The organism is bacterium, assembly GCA_035945995.1.
GTDB lineage: Bacteria > Sysuimicrobiota > Sysuimicrobiia > Sysuimicrobiales > Segetimicrobiaceae > DASSJF01.
Map to the genome: position 1 here is coordinate 1 of DASYZR010000013.1, position 18,683 is coordinate 18,683.

Here is an 18,683-nt window from a genome sequence, read left to right on the forward strand (position 1 = left end):
GCAAGCCGGGCCGCGGCCTCGCGCCTCGCGGCGAGCCGTTCGGGATGCGCGAGCAGGTCCTCGAGCCGGCCATGCACCTCCGCCGGCGTGGCCGCCGCCGACGCAGCCCCCTGCGCGACGAGGAATTCGGCGTTGCTGGTCTCGTGGCCGGGAATCGATCCGTAGAAGAGCATCGGGAGGCGCTTGACCAGCGCTTCGCTGACCGTCACGCCGCCGGCTTTGGTGATCAGCACGTCGCCGGCCGTCATCAGTTCCTCCACGTTGTCGACGAAGCCGGACACGTGGAAGCGGTGAGGAGACCGCGCGGTGAGGCGGCGGACCCGATCGGCCAGGCGGGGCGCATTGGCGCAGACCACGAGCGCCTGGATCGGCCGGGGAAAGCGGGCGAGGACGGCGGCGACGTCCGCGAGCCGCCCGACCGCCGCATCCGCGCCGGCCATCGCCAGGACCACCGGCACCCCAGGCGTGAGGCCGAGCCGGGCCATGACCTGCGCCCGGTCGAGCGATGGTCCGAACTTCCGCGCGACCGGCATCCCAGAAACGATGATCCGCTCGGCCGGCACCCCGCGGGCCACCAGGCCGTCCCGCATCTCGGGATGGGCGACGGCGTACCGGTCCATGTGCGGGTGGAGCCACTCTCCGTGGCTGACATAATCGGTAATGACGGTCAGGCACGGCACCGCGATGCGGCCCGCGCCTTTCAGATCCGACAGGGTCCCGGCGAACGTCCAGTGGACCCCGCAGACGACGTCGGGCCGCTCGGCGTCGAGATACTGCAACAGGTTGTCCATGCCGGTCCGGTTGACCGCCCGCCGGAACCGCGAGTCGTGGGGAATCCTGCCCATATAATTGTAGTAGCGGTCCTGAATCCTGGGCGCGAACCGAACGGTTTGGTAGTACCAGAACCGCGTCGTCGCGGCGAACCGCGGGCCGGCGAACCGCGTGAAGTAGTCGATGACCTCCACACGTCCGCCGCCCTGCGCCGCCCATTCCTCGGCGATCACCTCGGCGACCCGCCGGTGGCCGCCGCCGTAATGACAGGACAGAACCGTGAGAAACATTCTGCCTGATTATGGCCCCGCCGCCACGTGAGTGTCAAACGGCCCGTCTGTCCCCGGCAGCGCGTCCCGAACGAGCGGGATGGACCATGATATAATGTGGCGTCGCAACGGGGCGTCGACCGTGCCCGCGTAGGGAGTAGCGCCGATGCAGTGGCTCGCCGAGCTGTGCATCCGCCGGCCCGTCCTCGCCGGCGTCATCACGATCGTGATGGTCGCCGCCGGCGTGTTTGCCTTTTCCGGCCTGAATGTGTCCCGGTACCCCAACGTCGACCTCCCGATCATCACCGTCGTCACGCAGTATCGGGGCGCGTCGGCGGAAGAGGTCGAGACCGACATCACCCGCCCGATCGAAAACGCGGTGAGCGGCGTCGACGGGATCGACCACGTGACCTCCACCTCCGCCCGCGGCTTCTCCATCGTCGTGGCCCAATTCGTTCTCGAGAAGACCGCCGGTGTGGCGGCGCAGGAAGTCCGGGACAAGATCGGCGCCATCTCCGATCTCCCCGCCGGCATCGCGCCGCCGAACGTCCTGGCGTTCGACCCCGACCAGATCCCGGTCGCGGTGGTGGCGCTCTCCGCCGACCGGCCGATCCGCGAACTGTCGGATTACGCCGACGGGGTCGCGCGGCCGCACCTCGCGGGAGCGGCCGGGGTGGCCCAGGTGAGCCTGGTCGGGGACCGGCTGCGCCAGATCAACGTGCGGGTGAACCCCCTCCTGCTCGCGGCGCACGGTCTCAGCGCCACCGGCCTGCTTGACGCGCTCGAGACCTCCGCCGCGCAGACAGGCGGCGGCGCGCAGCAGTTCATCCCGCACGCGGTCGGCCGGATCGCCGACCTGTCGGGGATGGCCATCGCCTTCCGGGGCGGCCGCGCGGTGCTGCTGGGCGACGTCGCCCGCATCGAGGACGGCGCCGCGCCTCCGCAGACGATCGCGAACGTCGATGGGACGCGCGCGGTCCTCCTGTACGTCCGCAAACAGGCCGGCGCGAACACGGTCCGCGTCGTGCGGGAGGTTCGAGATCGTCTCGAGACGCTGCGGGCCACGCTGCCCCGCGGGTATCACGTGCGCGTCGTCTGGGACCAGTCCGAGTACGTGCTCGCCGCCACCCATGCCGTCGAGGAGCATCTGCTGCTGGGCGCGCTGCTGGCGGCGCTGGTCGTCCTGGTGTTTCTGTGGGACTGGCGCTCCGCCGTCATCCCCGCGCTCGCCATTCCCATCTCGTTGATCAGCACGTTTGCCCTGCTCGCGGCGCTGCACCTCACGCTCAACACGTTCACGCTGCTGGCCTTGGCCCTCGTCATCGGCATCGTGATCGATGACGCGATCGTCGTGCTGGAGAACATCTACCGGCTGATCCACGAGCAGGGCGTTCCCGCGTTCCAGGCGGCGATCGCGGGGACGCGCGAAGTCGGTCCCGCGGTCATGGCCACGACGCTCAGCCTGATCGTGGTCTTTCTGCCGCTCGCGTTCATGAGCGGCATCGTCGGGCGGTTCATGAGCAGCTTCGGCTGGACGATGGCCTTCGCGATCGCGGTCTCGCTCGTGGTGAGCTTCACCCTCACGCCGTCGCTGGCCGCGCTGTGGCTGGACCGGGCGGGCGCACGGTCCGGGGCGCCGACCGGCGAGGCGGCCGCCGCGGAGCCGCGGGCGCCGTTTCGGGCGGCGACGGAGCGCGCCTACCGGTGGCTGCTGGAGGGCTCGCTGGCGCGGCGCCGGCTGCTCCTGGCGCTGTCGGCGCTGACCCTGCTCAGCATCGTCCCGCTCTGGGCCGCCGTGAATCAGAGTTTCCTGCCGAGCGAGGACGAGTCGCAATTCGAGGTGACCGGGCGGGCGCCGGGGGACGCGACGCTCGAGGCCACCTCGGCGCTCGGGACGCGGATCGCCGCCGCGATCCGGCGGCTGCCCGGCATCGCCTTTACCGTCGTCACGGCGGGCGACGACCCGCAGCACAGCCCCAACGCGTTCACGATCTTCGTCCGGATGGTGCCGCTCGATGCGAGAGGCGTCAGCCAGCAGCAGGAGGTCGCCCGCGTCCGGACCGAGGTCCTGCCGGCGTACCGGGCGGAGGGCGTGGCCACCTCCGTCAACGACATCTTTGATCTCTCGGGATCGGCGGCGTCCCTGCAGTACCTCGTCAGCGGGCCCGATCTCCATACGCTCAATCACGCCGCCGCCGCCGCGGGGCGCTACCTGCGGACCCTCGCCGGCGTCGTGGACATCCAGTCGTCGCTGGCCGCGGGCGCGGCCGTGGACGTCAAAGTCAACGCCGCGCAGGCGGCCCGCCTCGGCGTCAGCGTGCCCGAGGCGGCCAACACGCTCGCCCTGCTCGCCGAGGGGGTCCAGGCGCGGCAGCTCGCGTATGCCGACGGCGGGCGGTTCTACCCGGTCGACATCCGGGAGGACGTACCCGGCGGGAGCGAACAGTCCGCGCTTCTCGGCGTGCCGGTCCTCTCATCGGCGGGGCGCCGGGTCCCCCTCGGGTCGCTTCTCGACATCCGGCCGCCGACCGGTCCGGGCGAGATCACCCACTTCAATCGCGAGCGCGCGGTGATGATCTCGGCCAACCTGCTCCCGGAGGCCTCGTCCTCGCTGGGGCGCGTGGTCACCCAGCTGAACCGCCGCATGCACGCGCTCGGCCTCCCGCCGGCGTACCACGCGGGCGCCACCGGCGTCGCCGAGCAGGTGTCCCGGACGCAGACCGCCTTTGCCCAGGCGTTTGCGATGGCGTTCGTGCTCATGTACCTGGTGCTCGCCGCGCAGTTCGACTCGTGGCTGCATCCGATCACGATCCTGATCTCGCTGCCGCTGACGGTGCCGTTCGCGCTAATCTCGGTGCTGCTGCTGCGGGGATCGCTGAACCCGCTCAGCTACCTCGGCATCCTCGTCTTGTTCGGCGTGGTGAAGAAGAACGCCATCCTCCAGGTGGCCCGCACGAACCAGCTCCGGGCCCAGGGGATGGCGAAGGACGCCGCGATCGTGCAGGCCAGCCTGGACCGCCTCCGGCCGATCCTGATGACGACGCTGGCGTTTGTCGCCGGCATGATCCCGCTGGCCCTGAGCCGGGGCGCCGGCACGGCGTCGAGCCAGGCCATCAGCACCGTGATCATCGGCGGCCAGATGCTCTCGCTGCTGCTGACGCTGGCGGCGGTACCGGTGTTCTATTCGGTGCTCGACGATGTCGAGACCGGAGGACTCGCGGCCCGGCTCTGGACGGGGCTCACCGGGCGGCGCCGCACACCGGGCGAGACCAAGGGACGATTCGTTCGCCCCGCCCCGGGGGAGGAACGTGAGTAGGCGCGCCGCGCCCGGGCCGAGGAAGGACATCAACCCGATCCGGGCTAATGTGTCGGGTCAGAAACTCACCGAGGGACTCTGGCCAAGTTTCGCCAGAATTTGCGAGGGCGAAAGGGACCTGGGCTAAGTCGCACACCTTCGACTCAGGACACGAATGGCCGGACGGCCTCCACACAGCGTCCGGCCGCCGGCGGCGGGAGTCCCGATTCGCGGTCGCAGAATGCTCATTGGCCCGCCGTGCGGGGATGTGCGGGCGCGCTCCGGAGGTGACGGGCGTCATGTCGCAAGTCGATCGGGATGAGCAGACGGCGGCGGCCGGCTGGGCCGCCCGCCGGGTCGCCGATGAGACGGCCCCCCGGAAGGCCGACCACCTCCGCGTGAATCTCGAAGAAGACGTCGCGGCCAAGGGGGTCGCGAGCGGCTTCGACGACTATCGCTTTCTGCACCGGGCGCTCCCCGAACTGAACCTGGACCAGGTGGATGTATCGGCGCGCCTGTTCGGGCGCCGCCTGGCGGCTCCGCTGCTGATCTCCTGCATGATCGGCGGCACGGACCAGGCCGCGTTCCTGAACCGCGTGCTGGCGCGGGTCGCGCAGGAACTGCGGCTGGCCATGGGCCTGGGATCCGGACGCATCCTGCTCGAGGATCCCGACGTACTGCCGACGTTCGACGTCCGGCGGGCGGCGCCCGACGTGCCGCTCCTCGCGAACCTCGGGGCGATCCAGCTCAACAAGGGCTACGGGGCCGAGCACTGCCGGCGCCTGGTCGACGCGCTCGGCGCGGACGCGCTCGTCCTCCACCTCAACGCGCTGCAGGAAGCGGTGCAGCCGGAAGGGCAGACCATCTTCGCCGGTCTGCTGTCCAAGATCGCGGCGCTGTGCCGGGCGCTCGAGGTGCCGGTCGTCGTCAAAGAGGTCGGGTGGGGCATCGCGCCCGACGTCGTGCGGGATCTGCTCGAGGCCGGCGTGGCCGCGATCGATGTGGCCGGCGCCGGGGGCACCTCGTGGAGCGAGGTCGAGCGCCACCGGATCACCGAGCCCTGGCGCGCCCGGGTCGCGGTCGCGTTCGCCGGCTGGGGCATCCCCACAGCCGAGTGCGTGCGGGACGCCAGACGCGAGGCACCGGACGCCCTGATCTTCGCGAGCGGGGGCGTCCGCGACGGCATCGACGTCGCCAAGGCGATCGCGCTCGGCGCGGATCTCGCCGGCATCGCCGGCCCGTTCCTGCGCGCGGCGGCCGGGGGGGAAGACGCCGCGCTGGATCTGGGGCGCGAGGTGGTCGAGACCCTCCGGATCGCGATGTTCGGCGTCGGCGCCCGCACCCTCGCCGACCTACGGGGGTCGCCCCGGCTGCGCCGGCGCGACGCGGACGGGGACGACGCCCACACGGCCCGGTTGACGTACCGGACGGCCGAGCCGGGGCAGTTCGTGGACATCACGGACGACGTGGCCGCCGCGGTGCGGTCGTCCGGCGTGCGCCGGGGGCTCGTCCATGTGTACGCGATGCACACGACGGCCGCGATCCGGATCAATGAGAACGAGCCGTTTCTGCTGGAGGACTTCCGGGGGCTCCTCCGCCGGCTCGCCCCATCCGTGAACGGGTTCTACGAGCACGACGACCTGCAGCGCCGGCCCGACGTGCCGCCGGACGAACCGATGAACGGCCACGCCCACTGCCAGCACCTCCTGCTCTCGACCAGCGAGACGGTGCCGATCGTGGACGGCCGGCTGGAGCTCGGCCGGTGGCAGCGGATCTTCCTGATCGAACTCTGCAGCGCCCGCGAACGGCGCGTGACCGTGCAGGTCCTCGGCCGATGACGACGGCCCTGGAGAGCGCCGCGGACGCGTACTGCTGGCGGCTGGCCTGCCGCCACTACGAAAACTTCAGCGTGGCCTCATGGCTGCTCCGCGGCGACCTGCGGCTGGATCTGGCCCGGGTCTACGCATTCTGCCGTACCACCGACGACTACGGGGACGAGCACGGCGCGGCCGCGCGCGCGCACCTCCAGCGCTGGCGCACGGATGTGCTCGACCTCTTCGCGGGCGGTCTTCCGACGCACCCGGTGCTCACAGCACTCCGGACGACCGTGGAACGCTACGGACTTCCCGCCCAGCCGTTCCTCGATCTGATCGAGGCCAATCTACAAGATCAGGACGTCTCGACCTACACCGCGTGGCCGGCGCTGCACGCCTACTGCAACAAGTCGGCGGCGCCGGTGGGACGGATCGTGCTGCGCCTGTTCGGCATGCAGGACCCGGCGGCGGTGCCGCTGTCCGACAACGTCTGCATCGGGCTTCAACTCGCCAACTTCGCTCAAGACGTGAGCGTCGATACCGCGAAGGGACGCACCTATCTGCTGCAGGCCGAGCTCGACGCGGGGGGCGTCGCGGCGGCGACCCGCGCCCACTGCGAGCGCGCGCGGGCGCTGCTGGCGTCGGGCCGGGAATTGGAGACGATGGCGCCGTGGCCGCTGCGGCTCCAGCTCGCCCTCTACCGCCGGGGCGGCCTCGCGATCGTCGACGCCGTCGCGCGGCTCGGCTATCGGACCGACCGGCGGCGACCGGTGGTCTCGACGAGGGACCGGCTGCTCGCGCTCGCGCACGCGCTCCGGGAAACCCGCCGGGAGGCGCGGCGTGTCCGCGACCTCGGTACCGCTTGACGGCAGCGCGGTGGACCGGCTGGACCTGCACGACTCGGAGGCCGTGTGCCGGGATCTGGTGCGCCGGGCGGCGACGAACTTCTACTGGGGGTTCATCATCCTCCCCTGGGAGCAGCGGATCGCGATCTACGCCCTGTACGGCTTCTCTCGGCAGGTGGATGACGAAGCCGACCAGCTCGGCCCGGCGGGGCTGCGCGAGCGTCTCGAAGGCCATCGGGAACGGGTGCACCGCTGCATGCGCGGCGAGTACGCCGACCCGGTGATGCAGGTGCTGGCCCGCGCGGTCCGGCGCTTTGCCATTCCCGAATCCGAACTGCTCGCCCTCATCGACGGCGTGGAGATGGACGGGCACCGGACGCGGTACCGGACGTGGGAGGAACTGCAGGAGTATTGCCGGCTGGTCGCATCGGTGATCGGCCGCCTGTGCGTCCGGATCTTCGGCTTTAGCGGACCGGCGGCGTTCGACCGGGCCGACGAGTTGGGCCTGGCGATGCAGCTCACCAACTGCCTGCGCGACGTCCGCGAGGATGCCGAGATGGGCCGCATCTACCTGCCCCAGGAGGATCTCCGGCAGTTCGGGGTGACCGAGCAGGCGGTGCTGGCGGGGACGCCGGGCGACGGCTGGAAGGCGCTGGTGGCGTTCGAAGCGCGGCGGGCGCGGGCCCTGTTTGACGCGGGCCTCGGGGTGGCGGCGTTCATCCCGCGCCGGCCCGCCGTGTGCGTTCGCACGATGGCCGGGATCTATCAGCGGATCCTCAACCGGATCGACCGGGACCCGGACCTGCCGTTCCGCCGGCGCGCGTCGCTGTCCACCGCGGAAAAGCTCGGCGTGGCGCTGCAGTCATGGCTTCGCCCCGCATAGGGGTGGTCGGAGGGGGCCTCGCGGGTCTCGCCGCGGCGGTGGCGCTTAAAGAGGCCGGGTGCGAGATCGAGTTGTTCGAGCGCAGCCGCGTGCTCGGCGGACGCGCGACATCGTTCCACATCAACGGCCGGGAGGTCGACAACGGGCAGCACGTCTTCCTCGCCTGTTATACGGAGTTCCTCGATTTCGTCCGGGGGCTCGGGATGGCCGCACACCTCCATCTGCAGGACCGCTTCGACGTACTCGTCCTGTCCCGGCGGGGCGAAGCAAGCCGGCTCCGCTCGGCCGCGCTGCCGGCGCCCTGGCATCTGGTGGCGTCGTTCTTCCGCTACCGGCATCTCGGCTGGAGGGCCAAACTCGAGGTGGCGCGCGCGCTCGCCCGGGCCCGCGAAGCGGCCGTGTTCGACGGGACCTTTGCCGAGTGGCTGGCGCGCCTCGGTCAGGGGGAGGGCGCGCTGCGGGGATTCTGGCGGCCCTTTTTCGTGCCCGCGCTCAACGCGCCGCTCGACGAGGTGAGCGCCGCCGACGCGGGGTTCGTCCTCCGCACGGCCTTTCTCCAACATCCCGGCGCGGCCCGCATCGGCTACTTCACGGTCCCGCTGGCCGGCCTCGCGGCGGCCGCCGCGGCGCGGCTCGACCGCGTGCACCTCGCCAACGCGGTGACGGCGCTGGATCTCTCCGGCGACCGGGCAGTACTCGTCTCGAGCGGCGGGACGCGGGTCGCGCTCGACGGCGTCGTGGTGGCGGTGCCGCCGTCCCGGCTTGCGGGGCTGCTCGACGCCGGGCGGTATGGGATCTCGGTGGACGGCTACGACTCCCATCCGATCGTGGACGTGCACGTGTGGCATGACCGGGGCGCCCTGGGGTTCGACTTGGCGGCGCTGCTCGACTCGCCGGTCCAGTGGGTGTTCGCGAAGGCGCCCGGGTACCTCTGCTGCAGTCTCAGCGCGGCCGACCGCCTGATCCAGGACCCGACGACCGACCTCCTCGCGCTGTGTTGGGAGGAGTTGCGGCAGGCGATCCCCGGCCTTCGGGGGGGACGGCTGCTGGACGGCAACGCGACCCGTTCTCCGGAGGGCACGTTTCTGGCCCGGCCGGGCACCCGCCGGCCGGGCCCCGGCACGTCGGATCCGCGACTGGCGATCGCCGGCTCCTGGACCGGCACGGGGTGGCCGGACACGCTAGAATCCGCGGTCCGCAGCGGCCGGGCCGCTGCGCGGCACGTGCTCCAGGGCCTACGGGAGACGTCGTGGACGACGCACTGAGCCAGGCGCTTACCTGGCTCCTCGATCGCCAGCACCCCGACGGGTGGTGGGCGGGAGAGCTCGAGACCAACGTGACGATGACGGCGGAGCACGTCCTGCTGCTGCGCTTTCTCGGCCTCGACGTGGAAGGGATCCGCGAGGGAGCGATACGGCATATCCTTCGCGCGCAGCGGGACGACGGTTCGTGGGCGCTCTTCTACGAGGCGCCGGCGGACCTGAGCACGACCATCGAGGCGTACACGGCGCTCAAAGTCCTCGGCGTGGACCCCGGTACCTCGCCGATGCGCCGGGCGCTTGCGATGATCCGCGCCCTCGGCGGCGTGGCCGGCGCCCGCGTGTTCACCAAGATCTGGCTCGCCCTGTTCGGTCAGTACCCGTGGGCCGGCATCCCCTCGATCCCGCCGGAGATCGTCTTCCTGCCGCCGCAGGTACCGTTCAACCTGTACGACTTCGCGTGCTGGGCGAGGCAGACGATCGCCCCGCTGACGCTCGTGCTGTCCCGCCGGCCGGTGCGGCCCCTCGGGGTCGATCTGCCGGAACTCGTGCTGGAGGGAACCGAGAGCGCGCTCGCGCGCGTCCCGGGCGGAGGCGCCTTCTGGTGGCTCGACGCGTTCCTCAAAGGCTACGAGCGCCTGCCCGCAAAGCCGGGACGGACCGCGGCCCACGACCGGCTCGCGACGTGGATCCGGGAGCATCAGGAGGCCGACGGCAGTTGGGGCGGCATCCAGCCCCCGTGGGTCTATTCGCTCATCGCGCTCAATCTCGAGGGCATGAGCGTCGAGCATCCCGTCATGCGCGCGGGCCTCGACGGCATGCGCCGCTTCTCGCTCGAGGACGGCGAAGGATGGCGGTTCCAGGCCTGCATGTCGGTGGTCTGGGACACCGCGTGGGCGCTCCGCGCCCTGGCCGCGGCCGGTCTGCGGGCCGACCATCCGGCCGTCGGCCGCGCGGTCCCCTGGATCCTCGCCGAACAGATCGCGGTCCCGGGCGATTGGAGCGTGCGGGCGCCCGGCGTCCCCTGCGGCGGCTGGGCGTTCGAGTTCGACAACGACCTCTACCCCGACATCGACGACACGGCCGTCGTCGTGGCCGCGCTCGCGGAGTGCGGCGCCGGCGAAGCGGCCCGCGAGGCCATCGCCCGCGCGCGCCGGTGGGTGCTCGCGATGCGGTCGCGGAACGGCGCGTGGGGCGCGTTCGACCGCGACAACACGCGCGAGGTGGTCAAACGGCTGCCCTTCTTCGACTTCGGGGCGGTGCTCGATCCGCCGTCGGAGGACGTGACGGCGCACGTCCTGGAGATGCTCGCCGTGCTCGGGGATGACGAGCGAGACCCGGCGGTCGCCGGCGGCCTGGCGTACCTGCGCCGCACGCAGACCCCCGAAGGGTCGTGGTATGGACGGTGGGGCGTCAACCACATCTACGGGACGTGGTGCGTCGCCTCCGCCCTCGCAGCCCTCCGAACCGGTCGTGCGATGCTCGACCGGGCGGCGGCGTGGCTCGTGCGGGTGCAGAACCCCGACGGCGGCTGGGGAGAGACCTGCTACTCGTACAACGACGCGTCGTTTGCGGGGCGAGGGCCGAGCACACCCTCGCAGACCGCGTGGGCCGTCGAGACCCTGCGGCTGGCGAACGCGGGGAACCACCCGGCCGCGGCGCGGGGGCTGGCCTACCTCGTGCAGAACCAGCGGCAGGGCACCTGGGACGAGCCGGAGTACACCGGGACGGGATTTCCGCGCGACTTCTACATCAATTACCACCTCTACCGCCACCTCTTTCCGACACTGGCGCTCGCCGGGGCGGCGAGGTATGGTACAGAGGGACACCGGCCCGCGGTCGCCGCGGTCCAAGATCCATGAACCGTTTTCAAGAGGGATGGTGAGGCGCGGGTGGGCGTTCCGCTGCGGGAGAAGATAGCCGTCGGGTCCTACGTGCTCCGCAACCGGCTCCGGGGCGTCGAGAAGTTTCCGATCGTTCTGCAAATTGAACCGCTCTTCCGCTGCAACCTGGCCTGCGCCGGATGCGGCAAGATCCAGCATCCCGAGGAGATCCTGGGGCAGCATCTGAGCGTCGACGAGGTCGTCGCCGCGGCGGAAGAGTGCCGGGCGCCCGTGGTGTCGATCGCCGGCGGGGAGCCGCTCATCCATCCCGAGATCGGCAAGATGGTGGAGGCGCTGATCCGGCTTCGCCGGTTTGTCTATCTCAATACCAACACCCTGCTCATGAAGAAGAAAATCGACCTGTTCACGCCGTCGCCCTATTTCGTCTGGTCGATCCACCTCGACGGCGAGCGGGAGCGGCACGATCAGTCCGTGTGCCGCTCCGGCGTCTTCGACATCGCCATCGAAGCCATCCGCGAGGCCCAGCGCCGGGGGTTCCGCGTGACGACCAACACCACGTTCTTCGCGCAGGACGACGCGGGATCCATCCGGAGGATTCTCGACTACATCAACGACGAGCTCAACGTGGACTGCATGCAGATCGCGCCCGGGTACGCGTACGAGAAGGCGCCCGACCAGGAACACTTCCTCAGCGTCGAGCGGACGCGCGCCGTGTTCCGGGAGGCGTTCGCCGGAGGCCGCCGGAAGAAGTGGCGCCTCAACCACACGCCGCTCTACCTCGACTTTCTGGAAGGCAAGGTGGACTTCTCCTGCACGGCGTGGGGGGTCCCGTCGTTTTCGGTGCTCGGGTGGCAGCGGCCGTGCTATCTCATGGCGGATCTGTCCGCGGGCGGCGGCTACGCGAAGAGCTACCGGGAGCTGATCGAGACGACCGACTGGGCCCGGTACGGGCGGGGGCGGCACCCCAAGTGCGCGAACTGCATGGCCCACTGCGGGTACGAACCGACCGCGGTCCTGGCGACGATGAGTTCCCTCCGCGAGTCGTTGCGGGCGGTTGCCGGCCGGCAGTAACCGCGTCTTTCTGACCGGCGCGACCGGCTTCGTCGGCGGCCACGTCCTGCGCGCCCTTCGGGCCGCGGGGTACGCCGTCACGGCGCTGGTCCGAGGCGCGGACGCGCACGTGCCGGACGCCGAGGTGGTTCGGGGCGATCTCCTGCGCGCGGGGGATCTCGTCCCGGCCCTGCGCGACTGTCGCTACGTGGTCCACTGCGCCGCCTTGTACTCGTTCTCCCCTCGCGACCGCGGCGCGCTCCGGACGGTCAACGTGCTGGGCACGGCCGGTCTGCTGGAAGCGGCGCGGATCGCGGGCGTCGAGCGGGCGGTCGTCACGTCCAGCGGGGCCACCGTGGGCCCGGCCCGGCCGGACGGCCGGCCGGCGACGGAAGCCGACTGGGCGGTTCACGGTGCATCCTCCGCCTACCACCACTCCAAACTGGAGCAGGAGCGGGCCGCGCTGGCCGCGCGGGTACCGGTGATCCTGGTGCTCCCCACGACGCCGATCGGCCCCGGCGATTGGAAGCCGACGCCGACCGGCCGGTTGATCGTCGACTTCGCGCGCGGGCGCATCTTTGCCGCACCGCCGTCCGGGGGCTGCAATGTCGTTGCGATTGAAGACGTTGCGCGCGCCCACGTCCTGGCGCTCGAGCGCGGCCGTCCGGGAGAGCGATACCTGGTCGGCGGGGCCAATCTGGAACTCGCCCAATTGTGGCGCCTGCTGGCCGAGGTCACGGGACGGCCGGCACCGCGGTGGCGCATCCCGTACGGCCTCGCCCTGGCACTCGGGTGGGGCGACGAGGTGCGGTGCCGGCTTCAGCCGCGCGCCCAGCCGCGCGTGCCGCTGGAAGGCGTCCGCATGTCGGTGCAGCGCATGTACGTCGACTGGTCGAAGGCCGCCCGCGAGCTCGGGTACGAGCCGCAGCCGGTGCGCGGCGCGCTCGAACGCGCGGTGGCGTGGTACCGCGCGCATGGTTACGCCTAGCCCGGTTACGGTACTGACGGCCACGCGCCTGGAGACGCGGGCGGCGCGTCGCGCGGCGCCGGACGCCCGGATCGTCGAGGCCGGGATCGCGCTCCGCCGGCTGTCCCGGCGGGAGTTCACCGGCGCCGTGATCACGTGCGGCCTGGCCGGCGCGGTGCGATCCGGGCTTCCGACGGGATCTGTGCTCGTCCCGTCGACGGTCCTCCGGCCGGACGGCACCTGGCTCACGTGCGATCGCGCGCTCGCCGAGGCCCTGGCGGCCGCGGCGCGAACGCTCGGTCTCGAGGCCGAACAAGGACCCCTCGGGACGTCCCCGTCGTTCGTCCGCGGTGCGGACCGCCAGGCCTGGGCGGACCGAGGATGCGTCGCGGTGGACATGGAGACGGGACTCCTGACGGCGCCCCGGATCGCCGCCGTGCGGGTTGTCCTCGATACGCCCGAGCGGGATCTCTCCGATGTCTGGCGGCGGCCGGTGCTCGCCCTTGCCCGTCCGGCGGCGTGGGGCGAAGCGGCGTGGCTGGTGCGCGAAGCGCCGCGGTGTGCCGCGCGCGCGGCCGCGGTCCTCGCCGAGGCGCTGCGGCCGCCCGGCGCGCCGCTGGATCGGCGTCTCACACGCCTGCCGGCCCGATCCGGTTGAGCTTCCCTACGGCCGGGTGGAAGCCCCGGCCAACCGGATCCGGGCGCGCTGCTCCCGGCGCGTCACGAGATACAGGCCCGCCGCGGTCAGCACGGCGGTCATCGCCAGCACCAGGACGCGGTAGTCGATGATCGTGACCAGTACGGCGCCGAGCGCGATCGACACAAGCTGCGTCGTGCCGAGCACGGCGCCGGTGGTGGACGCCACGCGGCCTTGAAGGCCCGGTGGACTCGTCCGCTGTACCAAGGTGCTCGTGCCGACGGCCATCCAGGGCAGGCCGATCCCCCAGAGCACCACCCCGAGGAACGCCGCCGGAAGCGACCCCAACGTCAGGAGCGGCGACCCGGCCGCGCCGAGCAGGAGCCCCGCGGCGGCGCTGAGCCCTTCCCCGAGGACCGCCATGACCCGCGCCGCCGTGAGGGCGCCTACGAGACCGCCGATGCCGAGCACGCCCATCAACACGCCCAGGAATGCCGGCGGGCGGTGCAGGCCGTGATCGACCACGGCGAAGATGAGGGTCATCCCGAAGCCGAACACCGACGACGCGAGCGTGCCCGCGAGCAGAAGCTGCCGGAGGCGGACCGTGCGGACGATGTGCCGGATGCCGGCGGCCATCTCGATCCAGGCGTGGCGGTCTTTCGGCTCCGGCGGGGGCTCGGCGACGCGCAGGCACGCGATCGCGGCGGCGGCGATCGCGAACGTGAGCGCATCCAGGACCGCGACGAACCGGCCGCCCCGCCACGCGAAGAGCGCGGCGCCGGCGAGCGGACCGATGAGAAACAGGCCCTGCCCGATCGTCTGCATCGCCGCGTTGTTGTGACCCAGGAGGTCGTGCGGCACCATGACGGTGAACAGGGCCGACTGCGCCGAGTTGATGATCGTGTACGACGCCCCGTAGCCCAGCATGACGAGGTAGATCAGCCACACGTCGTCCCTGCCGTGCACGCGCAGCAGCAGCAGCACCAGGGCGCCGGTCGCCACGTTCGCCAGCAACAGCAGCGGCCGCCGGCGCACGCGGTCCACGAGCCATCCCGCGGCCGGCGCGACCACGGAGGGAAGGCCGAGCAGAAAGAAGAGCAGTCCCGCGGCGCTGCTGCTTCCGGTCAGCGTCTTGACCCACACGCCTGCGGCCAGATACAGCGCGGTATCTCCGAAGAGTGACAGGGCGGCGCCGGTCAGATACAATCGCGCGTTGCGGAGCGCGAGCAGCCGGATCATGCGCGGCTCATTTGCCAGCGTCGAAGCGGCCACAGTATACTTTGGTCATGCCTCACGCTCAATCCGGCCCGCTGCCGGTCCTGTCCCCCGAGGCGCGGAGCGCGGTGGAAGCGCGGCTGGCCGCCGATCGCCGCGCGATCGAAGGAGCCCTCGGGCAGTTCCTGCGCGCCGACGGCCGCTCCGAGGAACGGCTGCAGGAAGCCATGCGTCACAGCGTCTTCGCCGGCGGCAAACGGCTGCGTCCGATCCTGGTGCTCGCGGGCGCGGAAGTGTCCGGGATGCCCGCCGAGGCGGTCCTGCCCGCGGCGTGTGCGGTCGAGATGGTCCATACCTACTCGCTCGTCCACGACGATCTCCCGGCCATGGACAACTCCCCGACCCGGCGCGGCCTGCCGACGTGCCACGTCCTCTACGGCGATGCCGTGGCGATCCTGGCCGGCGATGCGCTGCACGCCCTGGCCTTCGAGGTGCTCGCGCGCAACGCGGAGGTTGCCGATGTGCCGGCGGACCGGGTCGTGCGAGCGATCGCCGAACTGGCGACCGGCATCGGCATCCGCGGCATGGTGGGCGGCCAGATGCGCGACCTCCTGGCGGCCGGGCAACCCCTCGCGGGCGCCGACGTGCAGGAAATCCATCGTCTGAAGACCGGCGCCCTCATCCGGGCCAGCGTCCGGATCGGCGGCATTCTCGGCGGCGCCTCCCCGGACGCGCTCGACGCGCTGACCCGGTACGGCACCCACGTCGGGTTGGCGTTTCAAATCGTCGACGATATCCTCGACGTCGTCGGCGAAGAGGCGAAGCTCGGTAAAGGCACCGGGAGCGACGCCGCGCAGGCCAAGATCACATTCCCGTCCGTCTTCGGTCTGGCGGCCTCGCAGCAGCTCGCGCAGGACGCCACCACCCAGGCGATGCGCGCCTTGGAGCCGCTCGGCCCACGCGCCCGGTGGCTGCGCGATCTCTCGATCCACCTGCTCGCGCGGGACCGCTGAGCACCGGGCGGTCCGGCGAGCCTCGCGGATCCTATCGGGCGGGCGCGCGCCGGGCGGTTGCGAGTACGGCGGTGCCCACGATCAGCAGCACCGTCCCGACGACCGTCCAGAACCGCGACCCCGTCATGATGCTGCCCGGGATGATACGGATGCCCTGGAGAAACCAGACCAGGCCCGTGAGGAAAATCACCGCCCCGGCGATGAACCGTCCCCAGCTCACGTCCGCCGTCGCTCCTCTCCGCCCCCGGGCGTTCCAGGCACCGCGTCACGGTCTGTCCGAACACATAGGCTCACACCATTGTACCCGAACGGCGAGCTGCCTCGGTACCGCTCCCCCGGCACGATCGTACAAGACCCTCGCCGGCCGATCTGGTTTACTGACGGCGCTGCCAGCAACTGAGAAGCGAGCGTAGGTTGATGCCACCCCGGGAGGACGATCAGATGCACAACGAACAAGTCGCCGAGGCGTTTGCCGGACTCTCAACGCCCACGCTCGCCGACGCGTGCCTTCGACTGCAGGCACCCTTGCGGCTGGCGTGCCCCGCCATCCGTCCCCTGTTTCCCGAGAGCACACTGGCCGGCCGCGTTCTCCCGGCCCGGCACTACGGCAGCGTCGACATCTTCCTCGAGGCGATGGGCACGGCCGAACGGGGCGATGTGCTTGTGGTCGACAACGGCGACAGATCGGACGAGAGTTGCGTCGGCGACCTCATTGCGCTGGAGGCGCAGGCGTGCGGGCTTGCCGGCATTGTCATCTGGGGCGCCCACCGCGACACGGCCGATCTCATCCGGATCGGGCTTCCGATCTTCAGTTGCGGCACGTGCGCCGCAGGCCCGCGGCGCCTCGATCCGCGTGATCCCGAGGCGCTCACGTCGGCGCAGGCCGGCGAATGGACCGTCGGCAAGAGTGACTGGGTGTTCGCGGATGCCGACGGGGTCCTCTTCCTCGCCGGTGACCGGGTGCAAGAGGCGCTGCGCATCGCGCGGTCAATTTGGCAGACCGAGCGCGCGCAGGCGGAGGCCGTGCAGGCTGGAAGACTCCTGCGTCAACAGCTGCGGTTTGACGAGTATCTGAAGAGCCGCGCCGCCGACCCGTCCCTCAGCTTTCGCGAGCATTTGCGGAGCATCGGAGGCGCCATTGAAGTGTAGGTGTACTCGTTCCGTCTCGTTCGCAAAATCGCCGAACCGCGGAACAGACCTCAATCCCGCAGCCTGGACGGCCACGTAGCTGACCACCGCGCCCACCCGCGCTGCGAGTCCGTTTGAAAAGATAAGCACGAGGCCGTTGACGTCCTGGCGCACCATTGATGGTGCGCCGAATGCGTCGACGAGTACGTCGGGAGGTCCGCCGACGCCGATTGGGGCCGGCAAGAAGGAGAGACGGAACATCACCATCGGGCGCGCGTCGGGCGGCACTTGAAGATCCAGGCAGCCCCCCAGGAACTGCCCGCAGCGACGACGACCCTGCGGGCCACGAGCAGATCAATGGTGCACCCGTCGCATGCGCGAACCGTGCCGCCGCGGCGCGTGCCTCTCTAACCGGCATGCCGAGCGTGATTGGCCCAACGGAGTGTCCGGGACGATAGCCGTCTCGGCCGGCTGCCCGAGGGCCGGACGGACGATCGTCGCCGCCAAGACGAGCGCAGCAACGATACCCATCGCCTCGGTGCGCCGACCTAGGCCGGACGAGCGGTACGTCCGAACCGACAGATCGTGTCCCCGGCCCACACGTCTGAAATGGGTTCCGGTGCCGACGCTCGCGCTAGACATCGCGTCGACTCTGGTGCGTCGCTGCGGGCTCAAATCCATCGGCGCTCCCCCCAACGCGGAGTAACGCACCATCGCTCCGTTGAGACCTCAGTGACCGGCCTGTTCCGAGAGATTGAAGTAGCCGATTCGCGGCACCGCTGTTACTCCCGAGGCCTGAACGGCGAGGTACGTGACAATACCGCCTTCGGCATGCACAGATCCAACGCGGGCGGCGAGCCCATTGGGAAAGATGAGCGCCGCCTCGTCCGTCCCCTGACGCACGACCGAGGGAGTGCCGAACACGTCGATGAGCGCCGCGGCAGGACCGCCGACCCCGACGACGACTGGCAGGTCCCGCATCCCGTCGGACATCAGCATGGGAGGAGTGCCGCTCGGCAGTTGGAGATACAGGCAGGCACCCCAGGCACTGCCGGCGGCCACGACCACGCCGCGTGCCATGAGCAAATCGATCTCGCATCCCGTCTCGTGTTCGAAGCGGATGGCCGCCCGGCGCGCCAATCCCCCAAGCATGCCGAGCGCCACCGGCCCAAGTGAAGATCCCGGGACGATTGCCATGGTGATGACGCGGATTGGCGTCATCGCGGCACTCGCCGGAGCCGATGCGAGGTAGCCGATCGGTGGCACCGACGTCGACGCCGCCGCCTGGACGGCCAGGTACCTCACAAAGCCGCCGTTCGCGTGCACCCCCTCGACCTGCGCGACGAGCCCATTAGCAAAGATGAGTGCCAACTCGTCCGCGCCTTGGCGCACGACCAGCGGCGTGCCGAATGCGTTGACGAGCGCGTCGGGGGAGCCGCTCAGTTCAACGACGGCTTGTCCGCCGACCGCCTCTCTGGGGAGGAAGGACTGATTGTCGCCGGGCAGCTGGAGATCCAGGCAACCGGCCCGGGCACTTCCAGCGGCAACGACCACCCCACCCCGCACAAGCACGTCAATGCCGCATCCCGTCGCTCGCTCGAATCGTGCTGCTGATGCGCGGGCCTTTGCGGCGGACATGCCGAGTGCGACCGCACCCAGAGCGCGGCCGGGAATTATCGTCGCAATATCCAAC

At 70.9% G+C, this 18,683-nt stretch carries 15 protein-coding genes; 11 read left to right on the plus strand and 4 right to left on the minus strand.

Going from position 1 to position 18,683, the window contains the following annotated elements:
• On the minus strand, nucleotides 1-1,061 hold a 1,061-nt coding region (locus VGZ23_01165; protein ID HEV2356216.1), incomplete at its 3' end, for a glycosyltransferase.
• A gap of 145 nt (nucleotides 1,062-1,206) precedes the next feature.
• Here VGZ23_01165 and VGZ23_01170 point away from each other — a divergent pair.
• The 9 genes from VGZ23_01170 (at nucleotide 1,207) to VGZ23_01210 (ending at nucleotide 13,655) form a co-directional block, all read left to right on the plus strand.
• Nucleotides 1,207-4,356: an efflux RND transporter permease subunit gene (locus VGZ23_01170; GenBank protein ID HEV2356217.1), complete on the plus strand. Its 3,150-nt coding sequence runs from the start codon at nucleotides 1,207-1,209 to the stop codon at nucleotides 4,354-4,356.
• Nucleotides 4,357-4,634: 278 nt separating this feature from the next.
• On the plus strand, nucleotides 4,635-6,173 hold the full coding sequence (gene fni, locus VGZ23_01175) for a type 2 isopentenyl-diphosphate Delta-isomerase (protein HEV2356218.1): 1,539 nt from the start codon (nucleotides 4,635-4,637) through the stop codon (nucleotides 6,171-6,173).
• Nucleotides 6,170-7,015, plus strand: a complete 846-nt coding sequence (locus tag VGZ23_01180; protein ID HEV2356219.1) for a squalene/phytoene synthase family protein — start codon at nucleotides 6,170-6,172, stop codon at nucleotides 7,013-7,015. Before fni ends, VGZ23_01180 begins: the two co-directional genes overlap by 4 nt.
• Complete coding sequence (locus VGZ23_01185) at nucleotides 6,990-7,877, plus strand: squalene/phytoene synthase family protein (GenBank protein HEV2356220.1); 888 nt, start codon at nucleotides 6,990-6,992, stop codon at nucleotides 7,875-7,877. The genes VGZ23_01180 and VGZ23_01185 overlap by 26 nt, the downstream gene beginning before the upstream one ends.
• The gene (gene hpnE / locus VGZ23_01190; protein ID HEV2356221.1) at nucleotides 7,859-9,142 is read left to right on the plus strand and encodes a hydroxysqualene dehydroxylase HpnE; all 1,284 of its coding nucleotides are present in this window, start codon (nucleotides 7,859-7,861) and stop codon (nucleotides 9,140-9,142) included. The genes VGZ23_01185 and hpnE overlap by 19 nt, the downstream gene beginning before the upstream one ends.
• A complete protein-coding gene (gene shc, locus VGZ23_01195) occupies nucleotides 9,127-10,998 on the plus strand; it encodes a squalene--hopene cyclase (GenBank protein HEV2356222.1) in 1,872 nt (623 codons plus the stop codon). The genes hpnE and shc overlap by 16 nt, the downstream gene beginning before the upstream one ends.
• A gap of 30 nt (nucleotides 10,999-11,028) precedes the next feature.
• Nucleotides 11,029-12,051: an adenosyl-hopene transferase HpnH gene (gene hpnH, locus VGZ23_01200; protein ID HEV2356223.1), complete on the plus strand. Its 1,023-nt coding sequence runs from the start codon at nucleotides 11,029-11,031 to the stop codon at nucleotides 12,049-12,051.
• Entirely contained in the window at nucleotides 12,035-13,018 is a 984-nt protein-coding gene (locus VGZ23_01205) for an NAD-dependent epimerase/dehydratase family protein (GenBank protein ID HEV2356224.1), read from the plus strand. Before hpnH ends, VGZ23_01205 begins: the two co-directional genes overlap by 17 nt.
• Complete coding sequence (locus VGZ23_01210; protein HEV2356225.1) at nucleotides 13,005-13,655, plus strand: hypothetical protein; 651 nt, start codon at nucleotides 13,005-13,007, stop codon at nucleotides 13,653-13,655. Before VGZ23_01205 ends, VGZ23_01210 begins: the two co-directional genes overlap by 14 nt.
• 6 nt (nucleotides 13,656-13,661) lie before the next feature.
• Here VGZ23_01210 and VGZ23_01215 read toward each other — a convergent pair whose 3' ends face one another.
• Nucleotides 13,662-14,873 carry an MFS transporter gene (locus VGZ23_01215; protein ID HEV2356226.1) on the minus strand — a complete coding sequence of 404 codons (1,212 nt, stop codon included), beginning with the start codon at nucleotides 14,871-14,873 and terminating at the stop codon, nucleotides 13,662-13,664.
• 47 nt (nucleotides 14,874-14,920) lie between these two features.
• Between VGZ23_01215 and VGZ23_01220 the strand changes: the two genes are divergently transcribed.
• Nucleotides 14,921-15,862 (plus strand): farnesyl diphosphate synthase, encoded by a 942-nt coding sequence (locus tag VGZ23_01220; protein HEV2356227.1) that lies wholly within the window; start codon nucleotides 14,921-14,923, stop codon nucleotides 15,860-15,862.
• A gap of 31 nt (nucleotides 15,863-15,893) precedes the next feature.
• Here VGZ23_01220 and VGZ23_01225 read toward each other — a convergent pair whose 3' ends face one another.
• The gene (locus VGZ23_01225) at nucleotides 15,894-16,082 is read right to left on the minus strand and encodes a hypothetical protein (protein ID HEV2356228.1); all 189 of its coding nucleotides are present in this window, start codon (nucleotides 16,080-16,082) and stop codon (nucleotides 15,894-15,896) included.
• Between the two features lie 221 nt (nucleotides 16,083-16,303).
• On the opposite strand from VGZ23_01225, the gene VGZ23_01230 reads away from it, so the two are divergent.
• Complete coding sequence (locus VGZ23_01230; protein ID HEV2356229.1) at nucleotides 16,304-17,011, plus strand: RraA family protein; 708 nt, start codon at nucleotides 16,304-16,306, stop codon at nucleotides 17,009-17,011.
• 708 nt (nucleotides 17,012-17,719) lie between these two features.
• On the opposite strand, the gene VGZ23_01235 is transcribed toward VGZ23_01230, so the two are convergent.
• Complete coding sequence (locus tag VGZ23_01235) at nucleotides 17,720-18,562, minus strand: hypothetical protein (protein HEV2356230.1); 843 nt, start codon at nucleotides 18,560-18,562, stop codon at nucleotides 17,720-17,722.
• Between the last annotated feature and the right edge of the window lie 121 nt (nucleotides 18,563-18,683).

What these genes read in the sequence shown, in the direction of transcription:
- VGZ23_01170 (HEV2356217.1), top strand. Translation starts at nt 1,207, where the DNA reads ATGCAGTGGCTCGCCGAGCTGTGCATCCGCCGGCCCGTCCTCGCCGGC.
- fni (HEV2356218.1), top strand. Translation starts at nt 4,635, where the DNA reads ATGTCGCAAGTCGATCGGGATGAGCAGACGGCGGCGGCCGGCTGGGCC.
- VGZ23_01180 (HEV2356219.1), top strand. Translation starts at nt 6,170, where the DNA reads ATGACGACGGCCCTGGAGAGCGCCGCGGACGCGTACTGCTGGCGGCTG.
- hpnE (HEV2356221.1), top strand. Translation starts at nt 7,859, where the DNA reads ATGGCTTCGCCCCGCATAGGGGTGGTCGGAGGGGGCCTCGCGGGTCTC.
- VGZ23_01210 (HEV2356225.1), top strand. Translation starts at nt 13,005, where the DNA reads ATGGTTACGCCTAGCCCGGTTACGGTACTGACGGCCACGCGCCTGGAG.
- VGZ23_01215 (HEV2356226.1), bottom strand. Translation starts at nt 14,873, where the DNA reads ATGATCCGGCTGCTCGCGCTCCGCAACGCGCGATTGTATCTGACCGGC.
- VGZ23_01220 (HEV2356227.1), top strand. Translation starts at nt 14,921, where the DNA reads ATGCCTCACGCTCAATCCGGCCCGCTGCCGGTCCTGTCCCCCGAGGCG.
- VGZ23_01230 (HEV2356229.1), top strand. Translation starts at nt 16,304, where the DNA reads ATGCACAACGAACAAGTCGCCGAGGCGTTTGCCGGACTCTCAACGCCC.